This window comes from Bacillus sp. EAC (assembly GCF_002156875.1).
Taxonomy (GTDB): Bacteria; Bacillota; Bacilli; order Bacillales; family Bacillaceae_G; genus Gottfriedia.
In genome coordinates this window covers 46,200-70,709 of sequence record NZ_NCSY01000008.1, presented here as the reverse complement: position 1 = coordinate 70,709, position 24,510 = coordinate 46,200, and the positions used below count along the sequence as shown (strand labels likewise).

24 protein-coding genes and 1 pseudogene are annotated in these 24,510 nt (G+C 32.6%); 11 read left to right on the top strand and 14 right to left on the bottom strand.

Translation table 11 applies throughout. The features are described 5' to 3' along the window. Nucleotides 1–71 precede the first annotated feature (71 nt). The 4 genes from B7R65_RS14460 to B7R65_RS14445 form a co-directional block, all read right to left on the bottom strand. On the bottom strand, nt 72–1,826 hold the full coding sequence (locus B7R65_RS14460) for an ABC transporter ATP-binding protein (RefSeq protein WP_088043504.1): 1,755 nt from the start codon (nt 1,824–1,826) through the stop codon (nt 72–74). A 103-nt stretch (nt 1,827–1,929) separates the two neighbouring features. After that, on the bottom strand, nt 1,930–2,460 hold the full coding sequence (ntdP, locus tag B7R65_RS14455) for a nucleoside tri-diphosphate phosphatase (protein ID WP_088043503.1): 531 nt from the start codon (nt 2,458–2,460) through the stop codon (nt 1,930–1,932). A gap of 127 nt (nt 2,461–2,587) precedes the next feature. Beyond that, nucleotides 2,588–2,845 carry a YgaB family protein gene (locus B7R65_RS14450; protein WP_088043502.1) on the bottom strand — a complete coding sequence of 86 codons (258 nt, stop codon included), beginning with the start codon at nt 2,843–2,845 and terminating at the stop codon, nt 2,588–2,590. 305 nt (nt 2,846–3,150) lie between these two features. Continuing rightward, complete coding sequence (locus B7R65_RS14445) at nt 3,151–3,351, bottom strand: gamma-type small acid-soluble spore protein (RefSeq protein ID WP_088043501.1); 201 nt, start codon at nt 3,349–3,351, stop codon at nt 3,151–3,153. 127 nt (nt 3,352–3,478) lie between these two features. Here B7R65_RS14445 and B7R65_RS14440 point away from each other — a divergent pair, with 127 nt between their 5' ends. After that, nucleotides 3,479–3,703 carry a hypothetical protein gene (locus B7R65_RS14440; RefSeq protein WP_088043500.1) on the top strand — a complete coding sequence of 75 codons (225 nt, stop codon included), beginning with the start codon at nt 3,479–3,481 and terminating at the stop codon, nt 3,701–3,703. 234 nt (nt 3,704–3,937) lie between these two features. On the opposite strand, the gene mutY is transcribed toward B7R65_RS14440, so the two are convergent. After that, a complete protein-coding gene (gene mutY / locus B7R65_RS14430) occupies nt 3,938–5,044 on the bottom strand; it encodes an A/G-specific adenine glycosylase (protein WP_088043498.1) in 1,107 nt (368 codons plus the stop codon). A gap of 84 nt (nt 5,045–5,128) precedes the next feature. Between mutY and B7R65_RS14425 the strand changes: the two genes are divergently transcribed. Further along, on the top strand, nt 5,129–6,103 hold the full coding sequence (locus B7R65_RS14425) for a metal-dependent hydrolase (RefSeq protein ID WP_088043497.1): 975 nt from the start codon (nt 5,129–5,131) through the stop codon (nt 6,101–6,103). Between the two features lie 414 nt (nt 6,104–6,517). Here B7R65_RS14425 and B7R65_RS14420 read toward each other — a convergent pair whose 3' ends face one another. Beyond that, nucleotides 6,518–6,787: a YfhJ family protein gene (locus B7R65_RS14420; protein ID WP_256941328.1), complete on the bottom strand. Its 270-nt coding sequence runs from the start codon at nt 6,785–6,787 to the stop codon at nt 6,518–6,520. Nucleotides 6,788–6,901: 114 nt separating this feature from the next. Here B7R65_RS14420 and sspK point away from each other — a divergent pair, with 114 nt between their 5' ends. Further along, nucleotides 6,902–7,060 carry a small acid-soluble spore protein K gene (gene sspK / locus B7R65_RS14415; protein WP_088043496.1) on the top strand — a complete coding sequence of 53 codons (159 nt, stop codon included), beginning with the start codon at nt 6,902–6,904 and terminating at the stop codon, nt 7,058–7,060. Between the two features lie 31 nt (nt 7,061–7,091). Here sspK and B7R65_RS14410 read toward each other — a convergent pair whose 3' ends face one another. Together B7R65_RS14410 and recX are read right to left on the bottom strand one after the other, a co-directional pair. Next, nucleotides 7,092–7,415: a YfhH family protein gene (locus B7R65_RS14410; RefSeq protein WP_088043495.1), complete on the bottom strand. Its 324-nt coding sequence runs from the start codon at nt 7,413–7,415 to the stop codon at nt 7,092–7,094. Between the two features lie 176 nt (nt 7,416–7,591). Further along, nucleotides 7,592–8,410: a recombination regulator RecX gene (gene recX, locus B7R65_RS14405; RefSeq protein WP_088043494.1), complete on the bottom strand. Its 819-nt coding sequence runs from the start codon at nt 8,408–8,410 to the stop codon at nt 7,592–7,594. Nucleotides 8,411–8,489: 79 nt separating this feature from the next. Between recX and B7R65_RS14400 the strand changes: the two genes are divergently transcribed. From B7R65_RS14400 to B7R65_RS14385, 4 genes are all read left to right on the top strand, one after another. Then, a complete protein-coding gene (locus tag B7R65_RS14400; RefSeq protein ID WP_088043493.1) occupies nt 8,490–9,386 on the top strand; it encodes a TIGR01777 family oxidoreductase in 897 nt (298 codons plus the stop codon). A 19-nt stretch (nt 9,387–9,405) separates the two neighbouring features. Then, nucleotides 9,406–10,536, top strand: a complete 1,131-nt coding sequence (locus B7R65_RS14395; RefSeq protein WP_088043492.1) for an amidohydrolase — start codon at nt 9,406–9,408, stop codon at nt 10,534–10,536. Nucleotides 10,537–10,845: 309 nt separating this feature from the next. Then, entirely contained in the window at nt 10,846–11,406 is a 561-nt protein-coding gene (locus B7R65_RS14390; RefSeq protein WP_088043491.1) for a GNAT family N-acetyltransferase, read from the top strand. Nucleotides 11,407–11,473: 67 nt separating this feature from the next. Continuing rightward, nucleotides 11,474–11,599, top strand: a complete 126-nt coding sequence (locus tag B7R65_RS14385; RefSeq protein WP_088043490.1) for a YfhE family protein — start codon at nt 11,474–11,476, stop codon at nt 11,597–11,599. A gap of 131 nt (nt 11,600–11,730) precedes the next feature. Here B7R65_RS14385 and B7R65_RS14380 read toward each other — a convergent pair whose 3' ends face one another. From B7R65_RS14380 to pflB, 3 genes are all read right to left on the bottom strand, one after another. Beyond that, entirely contained in the window at nt 11,731–11,916 is a 186-nt protein-coding gene (locus B7R65_RS14380) for a hypothetical protein (RefSeq protein WP_088043489.1), read from the bottom strand. Between the two features lie 344 nt (nt 11,917–12,260). Continuing rightward, nucleotides 12,261–12,992, bottom strand: coding sequence for a pyruvate formate-lyase-activating protein (gene pflA, locus B7R65_RS14375; RefSeq protein WP_088043488.1), 732 nt, complete (start codon nt 12,990–12,992; stop codon nt 12,261–12,263). A 108-nt stretch (nt 12,993–13,100) separates the two neighbouring features. Continuing rightward, nucleotides 13,101–15,326: a formate C-acetyltransferase gene (gene pflB, locus B7R65_RS14370; protein WP_088043487.1), complete on the bottom strand. Its 2,226-nt coding sequence runs from the start codon at nt 15,324–15,326 to the stop codon at nt 13,101–13,103. A 388-nt stretch (nt 15,327–15,714) separates the two neighbouring features. On the opposite strand from pflB, the gene B7R65_RS14365 reads away from it, so the two are divergent. From B7R65_RS14365 to B7R65_RS14350, 4 genes and pseudogenes are all read left to right on the top strand, one after another. Next, complete coding sequence (locus tag B7R65_RS14365) at nt 15,715–16,608, top strand: ATP-binding protein (protein WP_088043486.1); 894 nt, start codon at nt 15,715–15,717, stop codon at nt 16,606–16,608. 17 nt (nt 16,609–16,625) lie between these two features. Then, nucleotides 16,626–18,506 (top strand): vWA domain-containing protein, encoded by a 1,881-nt coding sequence (locus tag B7R65_RS14360; protein ID WP_088043485.1) that lies wholly within the window; start codon nt 16,626–16,628, stop codon nt 18,504–18,506. Nucleotides 18,507–18,755: 249 nt separating this feature from the next. Next, entirely contained in the window at nt 18,756–20,678 is a 1,923-nt protein-coding gene (locus tag B7R65_RS14355) for an LTA synthase family protein (RefSeq protein WP_088043484.1), read from the top strand. Nucleotides 20,679–21,013: 335 nt separating this feature from the next. Then, nucleotides 21,014–22,075 (top strand): annotated as a pseudogene (locus B7R65_RS14350) (AI-2E family transporter); the annotation flags it as partial. 145 nt (nt 22,076–22,220) lie between these two features. On the opposite strand, the gene B7R65_RS14345 reads toward B7R65_RS14350, so the two are convergent. The 3 genes from B7R65_RS14345 to B7R65_RS14335 form a co-directional block, all read right to left on the bottom strand. Continuing rightward, nucleotides 22,221–22,682 carry a methylated-DNA--[protein]-cysteine S-methyltransferase gene (locus B7R65_RS14345; RefSeq protein WP_088043482.1) on the bottom strand — a complete coding sequence of 154 codons (462 nt, stop codon included), beginning with the start codon at nt 22,680–22,682 and terminating at the stop codon, nt 22,221–22,223. 512 nt (nt 22,683–23,194) lie between these two features. Next, on the bottom strand, nt 23,195–23,686 hold the full coding sequence (locus tag B7R65_RS14340) for a DinB family protein (protein ID WP_088043481.1): 492 nt from the start codon (nt 23,684–23,686) through the stop codon (nt 23,195–23,197). A gap of 37 nt (nt 23,687–23,723) precedes the next feature. Continuing rightward, the gene (locus B7R65_RS14335) at nt 23,724–24,473 is read right to left on the bottom strand and encodes a sulfite exporter TauE/SafE family protein (protein ID WP_179194885.1); all 750 of its coding nucleotides are present in this window, start codon (nt 24,471–24,473) and stop codon (nt 23,724–23,726) included. Nucleotides 24,474–24,510 lie beyond the last annotated feature (37 nt).

Sequence of the window (24,510 nt, the reverse complement as noted above, 5' to 3'; positions counted from 1 at the left end):
TTTAGTACGTAGAAAAAGTCCCAAAAATATGAGATTCAGCCTGAGAAAGCCTATAATTAGTTGGCTTTTTCTTATACTGTGCTAATTTCTAGATTTTGAATCTCAAATAAATGGTAATATGCAGATTTTTTAGCCATTAATTCTTCATGAGTACCAATTTCAACCACCTGTCCCTGATCAATATAAACTATTTGATCGACATGAGTAATTGTGGATAATCTGTGAGCAATAAAAATGGTTGTGCGATTTTTTGCAAGTTCATGAATCGCATCTTGAATGACCTTTTCATTTTCCAAATCAAGTGCGGAAGTTGCTTCATCAAATATTAGGATTGAAGGATTTCTTAAAAAAACTCGAGCAATTGCTATACGTTGCTTCTGTCCTCCAGAAAGTTTTACTCCCCTCTCCCCAACAAGTGTGTCATAACCATTTGGTAAACTCATTATAAAATCATGTGCATTTGCCGCTTTTGCTGCTGCGATAACTTCCTCATCGGAGGCATTCGGATTACCATAATGAATATTTGACTTAACCGTATCACTAAATAAGAAATTATCTTGAAGGACGATACCTATCTTTTCACGAATACTTTTTAACTCATAGTCTCTAATATCAATCCCATCAATTTCAATTGAACCCGATGTTACATCATAAAATCGAGGAATTAAACTGACTAAAGAAGATTTTCCTCCACCACTAGATCCTACGAGGGCTATTTTTTGACCAGGCTTGATTTTAAATGAAACATCATGAATAACTTCTTCATCAAGGGAATTATAACTAAATGAAACTTGATTAAACGTAATTTCACCATCTAACTTCTTTGAATAAATCGGATTTTCACGATTGACTATATCATATTTTTCATCCATTAATTCAAAAACTCGATCCATAGATGCAAATGATTGTGTTAACGATGTGGATGAATTTGCTAACCTTCTAAGCGGATCATATAATCGATCGATATAACCAATAAATGCGACCATTTCTCCCAATGATAATTGACCATGAATTACTTGATAAGCAGAATATCCAATAATTAATAATGGACCAATATCCGTTAATGTATTAATAATGGTAAACGTACGAGCATTCCAGCTAGTGTGTTTTAAAGCTCGATCCAAAAATTCACCGTTTTTCTCTTTAAATAAGTCACTCTCGTATTCCTCTAACGCAAAGCTTCTTGTTACTTGCATGCCTTGAATTCTTTCAGTTAAAAAGCCTTGAACGACAGCTAATGCTTGTGAACGTTGTCTAGTTAGTGAGCGTAATCGCCCAAAAAAGTAACGTACAGCTAATGTATAAAAAGGTAAGACAATTAGGGATACAAGTGTTAACTTCACATCCATCGTCAACATAATCGTAACGGTAATTAAAATAGTGATTAAATCCAACCATACATTCATTAACCCTGTGATAACAAAGTCTTTTGTTGATTCTACATCATTTATTACTCTAGAGATTACTTCCCCTGTTTTCGCATTGGCATAATATTTAAGACTAAGCCTTTGTAAATGATTAAATAAGTGACCCCTAATATCAAATAAAATACGACTCCCAATGTACTGTGCATAATATTGTCTTAAATATTCAATCGGTGGTCTAAGTACGACAAAAATTCCAAATGCAATTAACATTGCATATCCTAAATGACTTCCCTTTGTCGCAAGTGTATCAGAAGAACTGATAATGCCATCTACAACATACTTTAATAATAAAGGTAAGGTAAGTGGTATTCCAAACTTTACAATTCCGATTGCGATCGTTAAAAAGATATGAAAACGATATGGCTTAACAAATTGTAAATAACGTTTTATACTACCCATTTTATGCTCCTTTCACATCATACAAAAAGAAACTGCTGAGCAATCAAACCATACTTTGAGATTTGAACAATCCCGAAAGTCAAAGTCCGCTCAACAGTTTACATCAATCTCGATACATTAAGAAACGTTCATACCAATTATCTATAAAATCAGTAGCAAACGGTCCTTTACGTTGATGAATTAATTCCTTCAAATAACCTAGATTCCTTTTTAAAATCGGATCGATTATTTGAGGATAGTTCATTAATTGTCGATGATTTTCATATTCATCTTCGTCCAACAGCACGTAAGTCATGTCTGGAAAAACTTTAATATCTAGATCATAATCAATATATTTAATGGCACCATCTTCAAAAACAAAAGGCGAGCTTATATTACAGTAATAATAAACTCCGTCTTCTCTTATCATTCCAATGACATTAAACCAATAATCCATATCAAAGTAACAAATTGCTGGCTCTCGTGTAACCCAAGTTCTACCGTCCGATTCAGTTACAAGTGTGCGATCATTTGCGCCAATTACTAACTGCTGCGTCCCCTTTAAAATGGTTGTCTCTTCCCATATACGATGAATATGTCCATTATGTTTGTAGCTATGTATCTGTATCTTTTCTCCCGGCTTGGGAACGTTCATATATTCTCCCTTCTTTCTAGTGTGGACGCATTTCAACACTTTATTTATACTTTACATTTCTATTATAACTAGTTCTCATCCATTTTTAAACAAAAGGGAGTTCATTTTAGTAATATGACCCATACTTTTATTTCATTGTAAGCTTTCTTTCATCAGAAAAAGATTTAATAATTTGCTGTGTTTGTAATAAAAAGGTGTTTTGGATAGCTTTTAATTCTGTTCTCATTATATGTATTTCATCTTGAATAGAAGACAATTTAGAGATATCTTCTAGTTCATAAAGTTGGTTTTCAATTTCTTGACATCGTTCAATTTCTTCTTGAATCTTTATTAATTGATCCATTGTTTCAAGTTGACGACTAACCAATTCATCGAATACTTGCATACCATTCACCATCCTTATTTCATTATTACACTATTTCTTGAAAACTAACATAATCCCTTTGACTACATTTGACGATATTTGACTTAATTGAAGAAATTAAAACTGTGGATTTTATTTACGAGAAATTTAGAGGAATTTACCATATAAAAGAACACCCTTAGCAAAGGGTGTTCTTTTAAGAACGTTCTACTTTTAATACTAGACTGCATGATATCTCATCAGACAGGAAGACAAAAAATTGTAAGATTCTCTCACTTACAGATTTTCATCAACAGCGCACCTCTAGTTCCAATTTCATTCATTAATTATTGTTGATTTTGTTGTCCAAAGTTTTTAGACGCTGCTTTTTGAGCTGATTGAGCATTAGCTTGTCTTACTGCTTGTGCATCAGTAGCTTCACTAGCAAATTCTTGTCCAAATGCTTGATTTTGTTGTTTTACTTTACCTGCGTTTGTTCCAGCCGCAGTTGTTTTTCCAGCGTTGTAGTTTTGATTGTTGTTTGCCATGTTTATCACCTCCACGAATAATATGATGTCCAATCATCCATGAAATATGTAATTAAATTTAGTTACTTTTTTGTTTAATGAAAAGATACTTTGGAAAACTAAACAAAAATCTAGAGGAGGTAACTATATGTATGTCGGAAGAGATCTTGCGGAACTTTCAATGACTTCAAAAACAGAATGGAAAGATAGTGAATTAGAGTACTTTCATCATTCATTTCAACAAATAACTGGATATTTAAACGTTGAAGGAAATATGATACAAAAAGAAATTATTAAAGAGATTGAATCTCGGGGCGGTTTGCAGCGTAACGAAGCCGACTGGAATCACGGGACACGCCAAACCTTTGATTAACAACTAAAAATTAAAAAGCACCCGTTTAAAGGTGCTTCAGACTGTTGACAAACGCTCGCTTTCTTACGGTGCTCATTACCATTAATGGTAACTCCGCTCATCATCACACTTGCGCCTAGAAAGACAAGCGTTGCGTTTTCAATCAGTCTTATTTTCATATTTTTGGGACTTTGATTACATAATGAAGCACCTATTAAAAGGTGTTTTTTTATATTTACGGACTTCAACTGAAATTTATTTACTAAAATGTAGCTTTTCAATCTGTTGATAAATTTTTTGATGTACTACTGGAAATGGTAATTCTTTACACTCATCTAAAGTAACCCATTTTTGACTTTCTGAAAGAATTCCTTCGTTTATTGCGTCCCCAATATATACATCCATTTTCCAAACTAAATGCGAAAAAATATGCTCAATATTAAAATGATAATTTAAAGATTCAATCATTAATTTTGATTCTTGATTCAAGAAAAAATTTAAAGTATCACCTTTAGATAATATAGTTGATTTTAATTCCGCTGTTGGAAACTCCCACATATTTGCTAGTAGTCCTGAAGACTGTCTTTGTTGAATTAAATATTGCCCATGTTTATTTTTTATCACACCAACAACAAGTTCAACAGGTTTTGGAGCTTTTTTCTTACTCTTTATTGGCAATTCATCAACTACTCCAGTTTCAAATGCTAAGCATTGTTCTCTTACAGGACAAAGAAGACATGCTGGATTTGTTGGAGTACAAATTAGCGCACCTAATTCCATTAACCCTTGATTAAAAGATGATGGATCTTCATGACTAATTAATGCTCTGACTGCTTGTTCAAATATTTTTCGATTTTTAGCAACACCAATATCATCCCAAAGAGTTAAAATTCTTGATAGAACCCTCATAACATTTCCATCAACAGCAGGCTCGGGTATTCCGTATGCAATACTAAGAATTGCTCCTGTAGTATATGGACCTACTCCTTTTAATTTACTAATCGATTCAGGGGTGTTCGGAACTACCCCCTCATACGTTTCATGAACCTCTCTTACTGCTGATTGCAAGTTTCTAGCTCTCGAATAATATCCTAGCCCTTCCCATGCTTTTAATACTTTTTCTTCTTCAGCATTCGCTAAATCAGCAATTGTCGGGAAATTCTGCATAAAATTATTATAAAAAGGGATTACTGTATCTACTCTTGTTTGTTGTAGCATTATTTCAGAAACCCATACACGATATGGATCTTTATTTTGTCTCCATGGCAAATCTCTCTGTTCAGCTAAAAACCAATTAACTAAATTATTTTTAAAGTCATTTTTGGGGAAAACTTCTAATGTCGTATTTAAAACATCACTCATAAAATATACCTTTCTATAACTTCTAAATTATTTATCAGTAGTTAGTCTATAGAATTAAAAGAGGTAAGTAAAGGGAGGAACTTAATGGATACTGGCACTCATCTTGTAATGGGATTTACACTTGGAGGATTAGCAACTCTAAGTCCAATTGTCCTAAATGACCCACATTTAACAAACTCACTTTTATTAACAACCATTATTGGATCTCAACTACCTGATAGCGACACGATTCTAAAATTAAGAAATAATGCCAAATATTTAAAACATCATCGTGGAATTACACATTCTATACCTTTGGTGGTCGTTTGGACACTATCTCTTTCAATCATCATGACATTATTTAATCATAATGAACATTTTTGGTATTACTTATTTTGGGCATTTTTTTCCGTAAGCGTTCACGTATTTGTCGATTTATTCAATGCTTACGGAACGCAAGCATTACGACCGTTTTCAAAACGTTGGATTGCATTTGGTATAATCAATACATTTGATCCATTTATATTTCTTATCCATTTAATTGGTGTGCCTTTTGTCATCTTTCATTTTAGAGCCGGTCCTATTTGCGTTCTTCTATACATTATTATGATTTTTTATTACTCATTCAGATACAGGCAAAAACAAATGGTAATTAAAGAAGTTCATCAAAAGTTACCTGATGTGAAACGTGTATACGTATCACCTTCTATAAAATACACTCATTATCATATTGTAGCAAGTACAGATACACATCATTATGTAGGAAAAATTAAAAAAAGGATTTTAACAATATATGATGTGTTCAAACGGGTACCATTACCGATTATTGAAGATGTAAAAGTTGCATACAAAGACGAAAATGTTAAATCGTTCTTAGCATTTTCACCAGTTTATATATGGGAATTAATTGGCTATGACGAACATAAAGAACTACGACTAATCGACTTAAGATATCGAACCGAATCCTATTATCCATTCGTTGCAGTTGTAAAATTTGATTACGATCATAACATTATCAGCTCATTCACAGGCTGGATCTTCAGCGAAAAAAAACTACAGAAAAAACTAAAAGTGGAATAAGCTTGTTCACCTCTGAGAGGAAAATCTCCATTTATCTGAAGAAGTGGTGCTCTTTCCACTTCAAAGATAGATGGAATTTTACCGAAGAGGTAGCTTATGGAACTATAGAAACTAAAAGTGGAATAAGCTTGTTCACCTCTGAGAGGAAAATCTCCATTTATCTGAAGAAGTGGTGCTCTTTCCACTTCAAAGATAGATGGAATTTTACCGAAGAGGTAGCTTATGGAACTAGAGAAACTAAAAGTGGAATAAGCTTGTTCACCTCTGAGAGGAAAATCTCCATTTATCTGAAGAAGTGGCACTCTTTTCACTTCAAAGATTCTGAGCTCTCTAATTATTTAAGATAAAGTATTTTCAAAAAATAATACCACCTTTTCTGAAGAATCAATAGAACTTCAAAAAGGTGGTATTATTTTAGTGTAAACGATTATTTTTTGCATCAGGATTTAATCCTATATGTTTCGTAAGTTTAGTTTCAGTATCATGTAGGAATCTTCCATACTGTTTAATAAATTGTTTGACTACTTTGTTAGCCATAAAACCACCGTGATATTCTCCTGCCTTTGCATAAGAGGATTCAAAATCCTCCCAAAGCAATTCAACCCATTGTCTTGCTTGTGCGTAAGTTAAGTTTTCATTTTCATTAAATAACATGTCTGTTAGTTGATCTATATATTTCTCCAAAATTTACACCTTCCAATTATTAATCATTTACTTCCGTTATAACTCTGAGCTTAATGGTCATCATAATGATGATGATTCAATTCATCTTTATTGTATCAATAGGAGGACACTATTTTGACTACTAAAAGTGAACGTTTTTCAAACCAAAAGCACGATATGAAAATAGATGGCTCGATAGATTATAAATCCAAAAATGCTTCTAAACGTCCAAACGGGACAATTAACTCGAACCCACAGAGTAGAATGGCTAAAAGTGATCAAAGTAACGACTAATTTTCATTACTTAAATTGAAAACCAGGGTTATTAATTCCCTGGTTTCTTCAATAAAGAAATTGGTATTCCTATTTCTTCTTCACTTGTACTTTTATATCCCCATGCAAAGATACCATTCATATAAGTAATTCCAAATAATACTCCAGGTTCCTCAATTAATTCGTACTGTTCGCCAGGTAAAAAATCATTTGGATCTAATAAATAAGACTGCGCCATCGTTTTTTTACGTAGAATTACTTCAAGTTCATTTATCATATCCATTTGTTCAGCTTTTCTTGCTTGAAGTGTTAATTCATTTACCTCTTGAATAAGTTCTTCCTTAGTTAGATCACTATAACGTTTTGGAATTTGCATTTCAGTTCTCCTCTATTACATGTAGTTAAATTTATTATACCAATCTCATTCAAAAGCAAAAAGAAAAAGAGGTTCACTCTTTATTGTGGGCTATTTTGTAAAACAAGTTGCTTTAAAACCTTTTTATTAATAACAACCCTATAAAAAAAGGACCTTTTTGTATTCGCTATTACTATTTATTCCTCATTTTCATCCTGTAAAATAGCTAATGCTTTTTCGATTAATTCTATCGAAAATCCTTTTCGGAATAACGCTGACTTCATTTTTTGATTGTGTTCCCAGTTGTCTAATTTATCATACTTTCTATTTGCCTTTCTAGCATGCACGAGTAATGCTTGCAGTTCTTCATCTTCTTCGCTTTCGTATTCGGTTTCTTCTATTGCAATCGTAATAATAGATGAAGTAAAACCTTTTCGTCTCAATAATTCTTCAAGTTTTAATTTCTTCTGAGATGATGAGTATCGATTCAGTGAACTGACCTTTTTTTGACAAAGCTGCACTGCGTGTTGTACTTGTTTCTCAAACGAATAATGCTTCAAACTATTTTCGATTACCGGATTCTTAATGCCTTTTGTAATTAACTCATTCCGTATAATGACAGGTCCTTTTAAGGTTGTATTAACTGATGTGCGAACATAACTATCTGAGTACTTTTCTTCGTTTATATACCCTTCGTTTTCTAAACGAATGGTAGTTGTTTGAATCGTTTCAGCTGTAAATTCTTGTTTTAATAAATATTGTTCAATTTCTTTTTTTGTTCTCATCATCCTTGATAAATAAACAATACTGGATAGATAAGCTTTTCTAATTTGATCTGCTAATATTATTTCTTCTAGTTCAAAGGGTTCAAACGACATACCTTTTTTCAAATTAAATTTAACGAGTGTATCTGCATCTACACTAAAAGAGTATTCTTCACCCTTTCCGCTATCCGTATATATATTGAAGCGTTCTTTATTTAACTTTTGAGTTTGAATTTTCGTTATAATAGTCATAAATTACCTCTAAAAATTTTTCAATTTATAATACACATAAAAATTAAATTATCATATTATGAAATGAGGAGATGGATGGATGAAGATTCTTCTTACAGGTGGCACTGGGTTTATAGGATCACAATTAGTTAATGAACTAACAAAAAATAATTTTCATTGTTTTATAGTAACTAGAACAAATATGGAGTCAGCTCATCCATTAGTTTCATATATTAAATGGGATAGTTTAGTATCGAATTCATTCCAACAGACAATAGACGTAATCATTAATTTAGCAGGAGAGTCAATTAATAGTGGCAGATGGACAAATAAAATTAAAAACAAAATTCTACAAAGTCGAATCGAATCAACAAACAATCTTATTACTTGGCTTGAAAGACAAGCCCATCGTCCGAACCTATTCATTAATGCAAGTGCAATAGGCTTTTACGGGACTTCTACTTCGTTAACTTTTAATGAACATGACAAGCCTATATCAAAAGATTTTTTAGCTACAACCGTTTACGACTGGGAACAAGCTGCCCAAAAGGCTGAGAGATTAGGAATTCGAACTGTTCTCGCTAGGTTTGGCTTAGTTTTAGATTTAAATGGTGGTGCGCTTCCAAAAATGATTCTTCCATATAAATACTATATTGGTGGACCAATCGGAAGTGGCACACAATGGATTTCTTGGATTCATCAGCAGGATGTTGTCGGAATCATTCTCCATATAATTAACGACAACGAGATTAAGGGGCCAATCAATGTAGTCTCGCCTAACCCAGTTACAATGAATGAGTTTAGCAAACTTCTTTCATCTTCTTTAGGTCGCCCAAATTATTTAAAAGTCCCTGGTTTTATGCTCAACATATTACTAGGTGAAATGAGTATGTTGATTTTAAAAGGTCAAAAAGTGCTACCTTCCGTAGCTTTACAAACTAATTATAACTTTCAATTTCCTTCTTTGGAAGAAGCTTTAGACTTTACTTTAAAATAGATTTTTGAAAGGATTTAACATGAATTTATTATTTAAGAACGCAACAATTTTCCCAATTACTTCTCACGTTTTATATAATCATGATTTGTTAATTGAAAATGGGAAAATAAAAGAAATCTCACCTGAGATCTATTCTTTAGAAGATCAAACAATTGTAATTGAATGTTCAGGTAAACCTATTTTCCCTGGTTTTATTGACGTGCATACCCATTTAGGACTTTATGACGAAGGAACTGGATGGGCAGGTAATGATGCAAACGAAACAATTGAAGTGTTAACACCACATATACGTTCTTTAGATGGAATTTTACCGCTAGATGTTGCATTTAATGATGCAAGACAGCATGGTATAACGACTGCTCATATTATGCCAGGTAGTGGAAATGTTATCGGAGGTACTACCTGCACAATAAAAACCTATGGAACCAGTATTGATGAGATGATTATTCAAGAGCCATCTGGTCTTAAAATTGCTTTTGGTGAAAACCCAAAACGAACACATAGTAATGGTAATAAAGAGTCAATCACAAGAATGGGTATAATGGGGATGCTTCGAGAAGCATTTTATGAAGCACAAAACTCGCATAATCCTGATGATTTCCGAATTGTTCCAATCATAAAGGCTTTGAATAGAGAAATTCCTGTTCGAATTCACGCTCACCGTGCAGATGATATTCTATCCGCAATTCGTTTTGGTGAGGAATTTAATTTGGATATACGAATCGAGCACTGTACAGAAGGTCATCTAATTGTTGATCATCTGAAGGATAAAAATCTTCAAGTGTGTGTGGGTCCTACATTAACTAGACGTTCAAAAATCGAATTAAAAAATAAATCCTGGTCTACATACAAAGCACTTTCTGATAATGGAGTGAGTGTTTCAATAACTACGGATCATCCGTATACTCCAATTCAGTATTTAAATGTATGTGCAGCAATAGCAGTTCGGGAAGGTTTGTCTGAATTAGAGGCATTAAAAGCTATAACAATTAATCCAGCAAAAAACCTTAATTTATCGCATAGAATTGGTAGCTTAGAAATAGGAAAAGACGGTGATGTTGTACTTTGGTCACACCATCCATTTCATTATATGGCTAAACCTTTAATCACTGTCATAGATGGTAGAATTGTGTATAAAAACCTCGAATAAAATTTGTTTGCAAATTGAAAAAAATGTATTATCATAGTATTGTAAGTTTTTATGGAGTTATTAAATAGATAGTGTATTAACACTATTCTCATATAGTATTTTTAACGGGAAAGGCAAATGGTGAGCCACCAGTTTTCGCTGGTCCTAGTGGGTTCGATTCCCACCCCGAAATTTTAGGGTGCATTAAAACATTATTCAATTTTATACTTAATGCACTTCACAGGACTTAACTACATAGTTTTGTCCTCACAAAAATTTCGCGGGTGGCGTGACCTTATTTCGCTACCCTTATTATGAGGAGGAGTAGAGATGCTAAAACAGCGAGATTTACAAGATTGTTCTATACTTTTTGAACTTATGGCGCATCCTGATGTCTTTCCCTTTGTGCGCCACAAAGCGACTTCTTACGAAGAATTCCTGTTTATAACAAGGCAAGCAATAGAATTAGAAGAACAAGGTAAAATGATCTCTAGAACAATTTTAGATGAGTGGGGTAACCCTATTGGAAACATTTCTTTACATGATATAGAAGAAGGCTATGGCTTTTTAGGCACATGGTTGGGCAAGCCCTACCATGGAATGGGCTATAACAAACCAGCAAAGGATGCTTTCTTTCACGAGTTATTTCATGAATTAGGAATAAACTCTATTTTTATGCGTATTCGCAAGGTAAATAAGCGTTCTTTTTATGCTGCAAGCAAACTTCCATATGCAACATTAGCTAATGAGACACGTAAATGCCTATATGATGAGATTAATAATAATGAAGAAATTTATGATTTATTTGAAATTACAAAAGACAATTATTTATTGCATACATTAAGAGAAGATTATCAACAGCATGAAGTAACACATTTAAAAGAGGCTTAATCTAGTATATTAACCACAAAAAATGGTAAGACTTACTAAGGATTTTATAACTTAGCGAGGTGTTTTTGTGGAAAAGAGAAAGCAAGATAAAACCAGACGTAATTTAAGTTCTACACAAGAAGTTTTATATGCAAAAGAATTTAAACAAGCTGACCGTGCTGCAGGTTATAAATTTAATGGTGTTGGCAAATAGTAATATTTCAAAAGGGGCTTCTATGTAGAAGCCTTTTTGTTTTTCTTTTTCCTTTATATCGTACTCTTTAAAAAAAGTTAAATACTTTTTTTCTTAGAAACTCAGATTTTATTAGTTTCCATTTATATTTCTTATTCACCTAATACATTGGAATCAATTATATGGACAGAGGAAGGTCTAACAAAATATTCCTTACTTAATTTCTCTTTAATATGAAGAATTACTTCATCAATTTTTTCTCCTTTTAATAAAGATCTTCCCTCTACCCCACATTTTTCGTCAATACTTACATACCAAGATATTCGATATTCTTTCAAATCTCTCACCCTTTTAATTTAGGCTCTGTTTTACGAGATATTCATGTACTTACTATCTGCTCCCCCACATGGCCGAATCAACGATCTACTTTATTAATAATTCAACATGAAGATCGAATTGCTTTTTCCGTTAGAGTCTCGCCATTTATATCACTATGCACCGTTCCTTCAAATAACAACATGAAACGTTAACAGAGTTTTTATTTAAAAAATAATCAATAAGAACTGTACTAAAGAAAATTAATATTCTCCATTATATTCAGGAAGCCATGAATTATATTAGTCATAAGTCTATTTAAAAATAAAAAGCTAACCATATAAATGGTTAGCTAATACACTTTATCCTATTGTGTAGTTAATAATTCAAAAGCCAGATTTACGCTATCATCAGAAGGAGGTTTCACATTTGCTAATGGATATTTCAATCCAAGTGCTTCCCACTTATAAACACCCAATTTGTGATAAGGTAGTACCTCAACCTTTTCTACATTATCCAGTAAGGAGATAAATCCACCTAGATTTTTTAAATCATTCTTACAATCTGTAACTCCTGGCACAAGGACATGTCTAATCCAAACAGGGATTTTCATATCTTTTAAATACATTGCAAAATTTTTAATATGCTCATTTGGATTACCTGTTAATTTAATATGCTTTTTAGAATCAAAATGTTTTAAATCTAATAAAACTAAATCTGTAAATTCTAAAACTTGTTCTAATTTTAATAGAAAAGATGGATCAAACGAAAAACATCCACCTGATGTATCAATCGTCGTGTGAATACCTATCTTTTTACATTCTCTAAACATTTCTAATAGAAAGTCTAATTGTAACAAAGGCTCCCCACCACTAATTGTAATACCACCACCAGATGCTTTCATAAATGGTATATACGATTTCACGTCTTGCATTAATTTATCTACTGTTACATCTATACCTGAACCTATTTTCCATGTATCTGCATTATGACAATATTGGCACCTTAATAAACATCCTTGAGTAAATATCACATACCTAATACCAGGCCCATCAACAGTTCCGCATGTTTCAATTGAATGTATATTTCCTGAAATCATTATCCGCTCCACCTTATTTGATGATTTTATTATCTACTCTTTATGTGTGCTCAAGTCATAACCCCTATATGTTTTAATTAAGCGATACTAGTCCCTATTATTCTAAAATTACATGCTATCATGAAACGTTCGATTAATTACATCGATTTGTTGTTCTCTCGTTAATTTAATAAAGTTTACTGCATATCCAGATACACGTATTGTTAATTGAGGATATTCTTCAGGGTGTTCCATAGCATCCAATAGCGTTTCTCGATTGAATACATTTACGTTCAGGTGGTGTCCGCCTTTTTCAGTATATCCGTCCAACATTGCAACAAGATTTAATACTCGTGTATTCTCTTCTTTACCTAACGCTTTAGGTACTACAGAGAATGTATTTGAAATTCCATCTTGAGAATCTTCATAGGGTAGTTTAGCAACCGAACTTAGTGAAGCTAATGCTCCATTTGTATCTCTTCCATGTAATGGATTTGCGCCGGGAGCAAATGGCTCTCCAGCTTTACGACCGTCGGGTGTATTCCCTGTCTTTTTACCATAAACAACATTAGAAGTAATAGTAAGTACTGATGTAGTATGAATCGCATCTCGATATGTTTTATGTTTCCTAACCTTCGACATAAAGTTTTCAACTAGCTCAACAGCAATCTCGTCGACACGGTCATCATTGTTTCCATACTTAGGATAGTCTCCTTCAATTTCAAAATCTACTACAACTCCATTTTCATCTCGAATAGTTTTAACCTTCGAATGTTTGATAGCAGATAATGAATCGGCACATACTGATAATCCAGCAATCCCTGTAGCCATTGTTCGTTTGATTTTAACATCGTGTAATGCCATTTCAATACGTTCATAACTATATTTATCATGCATGAAATGGATACAGTTTAACGTATTTACATAAAGTCCTGCTAACCAATCTAATAACATCTCAAATTTGTATTTTACTTCTTCATACTCGAGATATTCTGAAGTAATTGGTGCATATGCAGGGCCAACTTGTATTTTTAGCTTTTCATCAATCCCGCCATTAATTGCATATAGTAAGGCTTTTGCTAAATTTGCACGGGCACCGAAGAATTGCATTTGTTTACCAATCGTCATCGCTGACACACAACAAGCGATTCCATAGTCATCACCAAATTCTGGTCTCATAATATCATCATTTTCATATTGAATTGAGCTAGTTTTTATAGACATCTTTGCACAATATTGTTTAAATCCTATGGGTAAGTTTGGTGACCAAAGTACAGTTAAATTTGGTTCTGGCGCAGGCCCTAAAGTATCCAATGTATTTAAGAAGCGAAATGAATTTTTTGAGACTAATGGACGCCCATCTACACCAACTCCACCTATCGATTCAGTAACCCATGTTGGATCTCCAGAAAATAATTCATTATAATCCGGTGTTCGAGCAAATTTAACTAATCGTAATTTCATAACGAAATGATCTACTAATTCTTGAGCCTCTTTCTCAGTTAATATGCATTCCTCAATATCCCGTTCTATATAAATATCTAAAAATGTAGAAACACGACCTAAACTCATCGCAGCTCCATTTTGTTCTTTTATTGCCGCTAAATATGCAAAATATAACCACTGAAAAGCTTCTTTTGCATCATTGGCAGCATTTGAAATATCGAATCCATAACTTGCCGCCATTTGCTTTAATTCATTTAAAGAACGGATCTGTTCATTAATTTCTTCTCGATCCCGAATAATCTCTTCAGACATAGTCGTACTCATCTTGCTTAAGGCGTCCACTTTATCGTTAATTAATCGATCTACTCCATATAATGCTACTCTTCGATAGTCACCTATTATACGACCACGCCCATATGCATCAGGTAATCCTGTAATAACACCCGAGCGTCTTGCTGCTTTCATTTCATTTGAATAAGCATCAAAGACTCCTTGATTATGTGTTTTTCGATAATCATTAAATATTTTACTAACTTCTTCATCAACCTTATATCCGTAAGATTCACAAGCAGCCTCAGCCATTCGAATCCCACCAAACGGTTGTAAAGAGCGTTTAAACGGTTCATCTGTTTGGAAACCAACAATTTGTTCTAATTCCTTCATTAAGTATCCAGGTTGATGTGAAGTTATAGTGGATACTATTTTCGTATCCATATTTAATACCCCACCTTTTTTACGTTCTTCTTTTGATAATTGAAGAACGATTTCCCAAAGCTTCTTTGTTGCTTCGGTTGGTCCAACTAGAAATGACTCATCTCCAATATAAGGTTTCATGTTTTTCTGAATAAAATCTCGCACGTCAATCGTTTTTGTCCAGCTTCCTGATTCAAACTGTCTCCATTGTTCCATAAGATTACTTCCCCTCTTCTGTATATAGTACAGAAAGTTAATTAGATATATAACAGATTACAAATCCAATTTATCATATCTTTTATCTCATCATTCTCTTCATTTTTGAACACTTTGTGAAAAAGTGAACATAATTATTTAAAGCCTATTAACTTATACACTTATCACATTTCCTATCTCAAATTCGTATTAATAAATTAATAAATTATGATTCACAACTTTCAAGTTCACCGCCAAACTGTTATACTCATTTTATAGAAACTGTATTATTTAATGGTAAATAATTACCTACCATACATTCACCAACAGAATGTGAGATAATACTATAGAAAGAATGTAATTATATTAGAATAATCAATTTAGATTATTTTCAAATAAAGGAGTCAGTATGAATAAACAAATAAATCTTTCAAATTCAATTAGTGAAAAACTAAATACTATATATAAAAATCAAATCTTAAAAGTTTTACAAGAAGATCAATTATTAATTGGAACAAAACAATATGTATCCCAAGATACAACAATATTAGAGGATGCGATCACAGCATTACTTTTAGGTAAAAATATTCTTTTAAAAGGGCCTACTGGAAGTGGTAAAACAGTCTTAGCTGAAACACTTTCCAAATTACTTCATCAACCTATGCATAGTATCAATTGTTCGGTTGATTTAGATTTAGAAGGAATCGTAGGTTATAATACGATCAGTTCTTCAGCACATGGATCAGAAGTAGTCTTTATCGATGGTCCTTTAATGAAAGCAATGAAAAAAGGGCATATGCTGTATATAGATGAAATAAATATGGCTAAACCTGAAACATTGCCATTACTCCATGGAGCTTTAGATTATCGAAAAATGATTACGAATCCATTTACTCAAGAGGTAGTTAAAGGTGATGAAAACTTTAGAGTAATTGCAGCAATTAACGAGGGATACGTAGGAACTAGTGAGTTAAATGAAGCATTAAAAAATCGATTTATTATTATAGATGTACCTTATATTAATGGGGATGCACTTTTCCAACTATTAAAAGATGAATCTGAGCTAAAAGATGAAGATTTACTAAAGAAGTTCACTAGTTTTTCCAGTGATTTAATCCCACTTGCTAGTGAAGGAAGAATAAGTGAAGACGCTGCCAGTATACGAGGTATTCTTGATGCATGTGATTTATCAGTCCATATCCCAGTACTAAGAGCTATTGAACGTACGATTATTGCAAAACTAAGTGATGATATTGAGCGTGAAACTGTACGTGAACTAGCAGAAAGCTATTTTCTTTCTTGAAATGAGTGAATATAAATATGAAACAAATTGTGTTCAATAATAAAAAAGTCGATGCCTCTATCTTTCTTCAAATGGAGAATTTATCAATTTCTCTTTCAAAAGATCCACAGGCTTTTTTAGAATTCGACTTTCAAGCTTATTACGATGATGAAGAACAAAAGTTCACAGTAAGTCATTTTTGGGATAACCAAGACTTGAACACCCAACTTAATGGCTTAAAATCGGATGTGTATTTAAAAGCATTAGGCAATAAACATTTTACAGATTTTAAAGAATTTAAAGAGATTTTAAAAGAGCTTCAAGAAACTCATTTAAAGAGTTTTTTCACACAGCTTTATGTTTTTCTTGAAGACTTAAGATTAGAAGAAATGATCGTTAAACATAGACCTGGTACAAAACAATTGTTTTCAACACGCAAAAATATTTACAGACATTATTTTCAATCTCAATTTAAAGCCAATGAAATTCGTAATTTTCAGCTCGATCAATTATTTTGTTTAATCTATCTTTCTCTTACTTCTACACAACTAACATATCAAACAAATGACTATTTAGAAGACATCTTACCTATTCTGTTTCAAACTTTTGAAGCAAAGAAAACAAGTGATATTACTTCAATTATTTTTTCAGTTCAACGAAGATTACTCTCTTTTTTTAAAGATGATATGATCCATACTTATTTTGGTTTTCTACCTTTAAATAAAATTCAGGAGCCTTCATCGTGTAATAGCCGTGCTAAAGAGTTACAAAACGATGATGAACAAGAAGGACTTGAAGAAAGAAATAGTGAGGATGAAAAATTTTCGACTTGGCATAGAGAAAGTAAAAATAATGAAAATGATGATAATTTTCTACGCTTTGAAGTAGAAAGTGGGACAAAAACAGCAATTAAAGCGAATTTCGCTAGAGAACAAGAGGGCCAAGACCAGGCAATTGGTAATGCATTCGGTTCTTCACAACAAGGTGAGAATAAACAATCCAAGCAAACTGATGCCCATGAAACAAGCAATGCATCAAATAACATTCACCAAAATCCGTACGGGAAATATAATAGTAACGTTTCCATTAAGTATCTTTCTCCTGTGAATCAATCTGCTAGCGATAAAAAAGAATATTCCACTTTATCTGCCGTAGTATCAAAGGATGTCAAAGAGTTAAGGAAAACGATCGAAAAATCGTTAGAAAATAAACAAAATGCACCTACAGATAAGTATTACGGAAGACTAAATAAAAAATGGATAAGACTATTTACAGATGATAATCCAAAAATGTTTTATAAGAAACAATCTGATTCGAAGGAGCTAGATGCTGTTTTTTACTTATTAGTTGACTGCTCTGGATCTATGTTTAATAAGATGGATGAGGTTAAGAAAAGTGTTATTCTATTCCATGAAACATTGAAACAACTAAAAATTAGTCATAGTATAAGTGGTTTTTGGGAAGATGCATCGAATGCTTCAAAAGAAAATAAACCAAACATATTACATCAGGTCATCCCATTTTCACAGTCACTTCACCCTTCAAGTGGACCAAATATTATGCAATTACATGAAGAAGAAGATAATCGTGATGGATTAATGATTCGAATCGTTTCTGAAGAGCTTGCTAAAAGAGCAGAGAAACATAAGTTTTTACTTGTATTTACAGACGGCGAGCCCTCTGCTTTAGATTATTTTCAAGATGGAATAATTGACACCCATGAAGCAGTAAAGCAAGCAAGAAAAATAGGAATTGAAGTAATCGGTACTTTTATTGAAGAAGATGAACATCAAGAGGAGACAGTTCAATTAATGAAAAATATTTATCAACATCACTTTTTAATTGCGTCAGGAACTGAAGATTTAAGACTTCAATTAAAACCAATGTTAAAAAAATTATTATTAAGAAGCATAGATTAAAGAAGTTGTCCATAAAATGAAAGAAGAAATAGGCCACGTAATTGAATTGCCTATTTCTTTCATTTTCTTCATTTTTTTCAGAATTTTCATAGAGTTTGTCGAACGGATTTACATATTGAAACGTACTTTCCTATTGATTTTTGAATTTAAAGAGAGTACGATAAATTTTGACGACTTAGAGAGAAACATATTTTGAAAAAAGCTAGTGTAAGACCACTAGTTTGTTTTGTATTTAAGGGGGATTAGAAGATGCCTACTTCATTAAAGGCAACATTTTCACGTGTACGCTTCGTATTACTAGTTGCATTAGTAGTTTGGCTAAAGACGTATTTTGTTACTCTATTTGGATTTGATTTGAAAATTGATACGTTTTTTCAAAATGTAATATTATTTATTAGCCCTTTAGCTTCTTCACTGTTTTTAATAGGATTTGCGCTTTTCTTTAAAGGGAATAAACGAAATACAATAGCCCTTTTAATCAATTTCATTTTAACAATCATTTTATGTGGTAACGTACTTTTTTACGGTTTCTTTAATGATTTTGTTACTTTACCTGTTCTATTCCAAACAAGTAACATGGGAGACTTAGGTTCAAGTGTTAAAGAATTAGCAGGCTTTAAAGTACTCTTTATGTTTGCTGACATACTTGTACTATATATTTTACTAAAGAAATTTCCAAAGCTTTCACATACTGGTAGAGTACCTGCTTTTATGAAATCAGCATATTATCTTATTACAATTGCAATTGCAGTTGTAAACTTAGGCCTTGCTGAAGTGGAACGCCCTGAATTACTTACTCGATCATTTGATCGTGAAATGTTAGTTAAAAATCTTGGTTTGTATGTATATCAAGGATATGATTTATCTCTTCAAACGAAGACATCAACTCAAAAAGCATTTGCAGATAGCAGCAAATTAACTGAAATTGAAAACTATGTAAATAGCAATGGTGTCAAAACAAATGCAAAACTATTTGGAAAATATAAAGGTAAAAACGTAATTGTTATTTCTCTCGAATCAATGCAAACCTTTACAATTGGTGCAAAAGTGAATGGGAAAGAAATTACACCATTCTTAAATCAATATATAAAAGAAAGTTATTATTTCGACCACTTCTATCATCAAACTGGTCAAGGTAAAACATCTGATGCAGAATTTATCATTGATAACTCTTTATATCCTTTAGATCGTGGTGCTGTTTATTTCACTCACGCAAATAATGAGTATATGGCAACTCCTGAGTTATTAAAAGATAAAGGCTATTATTCAGCTGTTTTCCATGCAAATAATAAAAGTTTCTGGAATCGAAATGTAATGTATCCTACTTTAGGTTATGATCGTTATTTCAATGAAGTAGATTTTGATATTAATGACAAAAATTCAGTTAACTGGGGATTAAAGGATGAAGATTTCTTCCAACAATCATTACCTCTTTTAACACAATTAAAACAACCATTCTATAGTCGCTTTTTAACATTATCAAATCATTACCCGTTCACATTAGATCCTGAAGATCAATTAATTGATCAATTCAATTCTGGTGATGAAACATTAGACCGTTATGTAACAACAGTTCGCTATATGGATGAATCAATTAAGCATTTCATTGAAGGTTTAAAACAATCAGGACTTTACGATAATACGATTATTGTTATGTACGGAGATCATTATGGTATTTCTGAAAATCATAATCGAGCAATGGCGCAATTCCTTGGTAAAGATGAAATTACTGCTTATGATCACATCGATTTACAACGAACTCCATTAATTATTCATTTACCAAAACAAGAAGCTGGCCGAACAATTTCAAAGGTCGCTGGTCAAATTGATGTTAAGCCTACGATACTTCATCTATTAGGTGTTGATACAAAAACAGATATTGAATTTGGAAAAGATTTATTTAGTCCAAATCATCCAGAATTTACTGTTTTCCGTGATGGTAGTTTTGTAACGAGTAAATATTACTATGCAGCTGGATCGAATGCATTTTATGATCGCTTTACAGGTGAAAAGGTAGATGTTGATACTCAAGAATCTAAGCTTTTAATCGATAAAGCGAAAAAAGAGCTTACGCTTTCGGATAACATTGTTTATGGAGACTTATTCCGATTCTATACGAATAATAAGTATAAAACTGGAACGATGAAAACAATAACTGAACCAAATCAGTAAGAGGTGCTTTTACAAGCATCTCTTTTTGTTATAATATGGTATTTATACGTAAGGTTTAAAATATTACATACATTTATATTTTTTAGAAAAAGGCTGTTTTCGTATATATTGTTGCTATTTTAGAATGTGTTAGTTGATGACAACTCCAGGATGCTCCCTTTCCGTGGGGCGTGCGCTTGAGCCTCCTCGGCAAGCCTGTGGGGTCTCAAGCCTTCCCGCTACTCCCACAGGAGTCTCGCATATCCGTTCCAATCAACTTCTGTCTGAAGGGTTACTAAACCTAAAATCAACAATCTTTTTGAAAATAGCAAAAAAAAGAATAAGGAGGATATTACTTGTTTAAAAACTCTAAATTACTATTTTGGACTGTCGAATTTCTCTTACTTTTTTTAGTTTTATTCGTAGGGACAAAAATATCATTTTTATTTAAACCAATTGGCATTCTATTTAGTACATTATTTGCTCCAATTCTAGTTTCGGTCTTCCTTTATTTTTTATTTGCACCGCTTATCGATTTTTTAGAACGTAAAAAAGTCCCTCGTTCAATAGGCGTTTTACTTCTATATTTAGTACTTATTTTAGTTGCTGTCATATCTATTATTAATGTATTCCCTACTCTAACGGAACAATTTAAAGATTTAGTAAATAATATGCCAATGATTGTTAACCAAGCAACCAATAAATTCGGATTATTAGAGCAATGGTTAGGAAATCAAAATTATGTTGAAATTAAAGATTTACAGCAAAAAGTTTCAGATTATGCGCTTGTATTTATCGGAGGGGTTACTGGTGGAATTGGTGCGATATTCAATATATTAAGTAATGTCACATTAATCATCTTAACAGTTCCATTCATTTTATTTTATATGTTTAAAGATGGACACAAATTCCCAAAAGCAATGTCACGCTTCTTACCGGAAAGCTTACGAAATGAAGCAATTCATATTGCAAAAGAAACAAGTGAAACCCTAGCATCATATATCCAGGGACAAACACTTGTATGTATTTTTGTAGGGATTGGAACTTTTATCGGTTATAGCATTATTGGACTTCCAAATGCATTAATATTAGCGTTAGTTTCAGCTATAACAAATATTATTCCTTATTTTGGGCCATTTATCGGTGGGGCTCCTGCCGTTATTGTTGCAGCACTTATCTCACCAAAAATGGCTTTGTTCGTTGTACTTATCATTTTAATTGTTCAACAAGTTGATTCTAATTTAATATCACCTTACATCATGGGTAAAAAGTTAAACATTCATCCTCTAACAATCATTCTATTATTATTATTTGCTGGAAACGTTGCAGGTGTAATGGGGATGATTTTAGCCGTTCCTACTTATGCAATTTGTAAAGTTGTTGTTGTGAATATTTCTAGAATCATTCATCTAAGAAAAAAAGCCAAATTTGCAGATAAAATAATAGATGATGACATAGATACTCAGATTGAAATAAATATTATTGATGAGACCGATATAAAGAAAAAAGACTAACTAAATAGTAAAAGTCGGAAACTAAGTTTCCGACTTTTTTTATGCTGTATTACTTCTCTCTATTCAACAACCATTCTTTTCTCCACAATCCACCTGCATATCCTGTTAGTTTACCATTTGAACCGATTATTCGATGGCAAGGAACAATTATACTTAACGGGTTACGTGCATTTGCATTTGCTACTGCTCTTACAGCTTTGGGATTTCCAATTCGTATTGCTAAATCAGCATATGAAGCAGTTTCACCATATTTGATTTTGACCAACTCTTTCCAAACGCTTTCTTGAAATGGAGTTCCTTTCGCAATAGAACGTAACGTAAATTCTTTCCTAGTTCCATTGAAATATTCGATCATTTCGTTCGCAGCTTTTTTTAAGGAAGAAGGAACATTCTCAGATACTTCCTCTTGCCCCTCTTTAAGAAAATCAATAAAAGCTACTCCTTCTTCATTTCCGACGATTCTCATCATTCCTACTGGTGTGTTTATGTAGGCCGTTTCTAATTGATTCATTTTCTTTTTCTTCTCCTATTCAAACTGTAAATTTTAATAAGAATGTATGACATTCATTAAAAAATTGATTGTAATTAGTATATTTTATTTACCAAGTGAAATCATCTTCTAAAGTAAAATCTGCTATTCAAGAAGATCTTAGTTGATTTCCACTCCAGGATGCTCACTTTCCGTGGGGCTGGGGCTGAGCCTCCTCGACGCATACGCGCCTTGTGTGAGTCCCACCTATCCCGCTGCTCCCACAGGAGTCGAGCACCTTCCGCTCCAATCAACTACTTTTAAACAGAATGCTTTAAAAATCAACAATCTTACAAAAAAATTAGATTTATAGCGTTTATTTCTGCCATTCTTATTTCTAATTGACCGTTCCTTTTCTTTTATAATATTGATTTATATTCGATTAAATATAAATTCAAAAAATTCAACGATGCTTCCTGCAAAATAAAAAGGACCTTATATTTAAGATCCTCTAGTATTCTTCTTTTTTTAGTTTACTACTACACAAGTGAGCTCTAATCATCTGTTCCTAATACATCTGTATTTGGAGGTACATAGCCCATATGGCGTGCCATTGATACAATTTGACCTTTATGATGATATTCATGTGTGATTGTATGTATTAATAGTTTCATAGGCGTAATAGAAATTTCATCTCCTGATTCTCTCCAAGGAATATGTCTTTGAATGGGCACATCCATTTCTTCTGAAAAAGTATTGATTACCTCATTTACATATGTATCAACTAAATCAAACCGTAATTTTATATCTTCTAAACTTATCTGTGAAATATTCTCTTTAGGCGTTAATGGTCTCTTAGTTTTTAATAAAACATATGAACCAAGCCAAGCAATATAACAGTCTGCAGTATGCACAAGTGCTTCTTTAATACTTTGGAATCCAAAACCATCTAATTGATGGCTAAAATCATCAGGTTTTAACTCACTACAAAAGTTGAGAAGTGTTATACGATTTTGTTTCACCCATTTGTACTCGTTTTGATTCACAGCATTTCCCTCCAAAATAAGTTCAGATTAAAAGCATTTAAACAAATAGCTTTAAACTTACTTGTACGATTAGTAAAACTGAAACTGATATTAAAAAAATACGGGCTAGCTTATTTGGAACGTATTCTGCAAATCTTAGACCTATCTGATTTCCAATTATTGATGCAGCTGCCATCGTTAACGCAATTTTCCATTGGAAATGGCCAGTCATATAAAAGATAATGAATGCAGATAAGCAGCTACCAAAATTTAGTACTCTTGCTAATTGAACTGAATTAACATAAGTAAAACCTTTTTTTATAAAATAAAGTATAGCGAAGGTCGATGATCCAGGTCCAAATCCACCATCATATACCCCAATTCCTGTTAAAATACCTTTATCCAGCAGTGTCTGATGTTCAATTGTATTCACATTAGAAGATTCATAGTTCCATTTTTTACTTGCGAAGGTTAACCATAGTGAGCCTGCCAATAATACTAAAGCGACAATATTCATTACGTGTTCATCTAACCTACTAGTGATAAATGATCCTATCCCACCACCTATGAATGAGACAAGAATAAATTGAAAAATTAATGAAAATGAAAATTCCTTTTTACGTAAAGTGTAAAGAATACTACTAAAAGATCCTAAACCTGAAGCAAACTTATTTGTAGCGATTCCTGTCTGAATAGGGATTCCTAGAAAAATCATCATCGGAAGTGTGATTAATCCTCCACCTCCTGCTAACGTTCCAACAATTGCTGCACCAATTCCTAATATAAAAAGCAACCATAATGATTCCATCATACATTCTCCCTTTTTTCTCTCTACACCTACTATA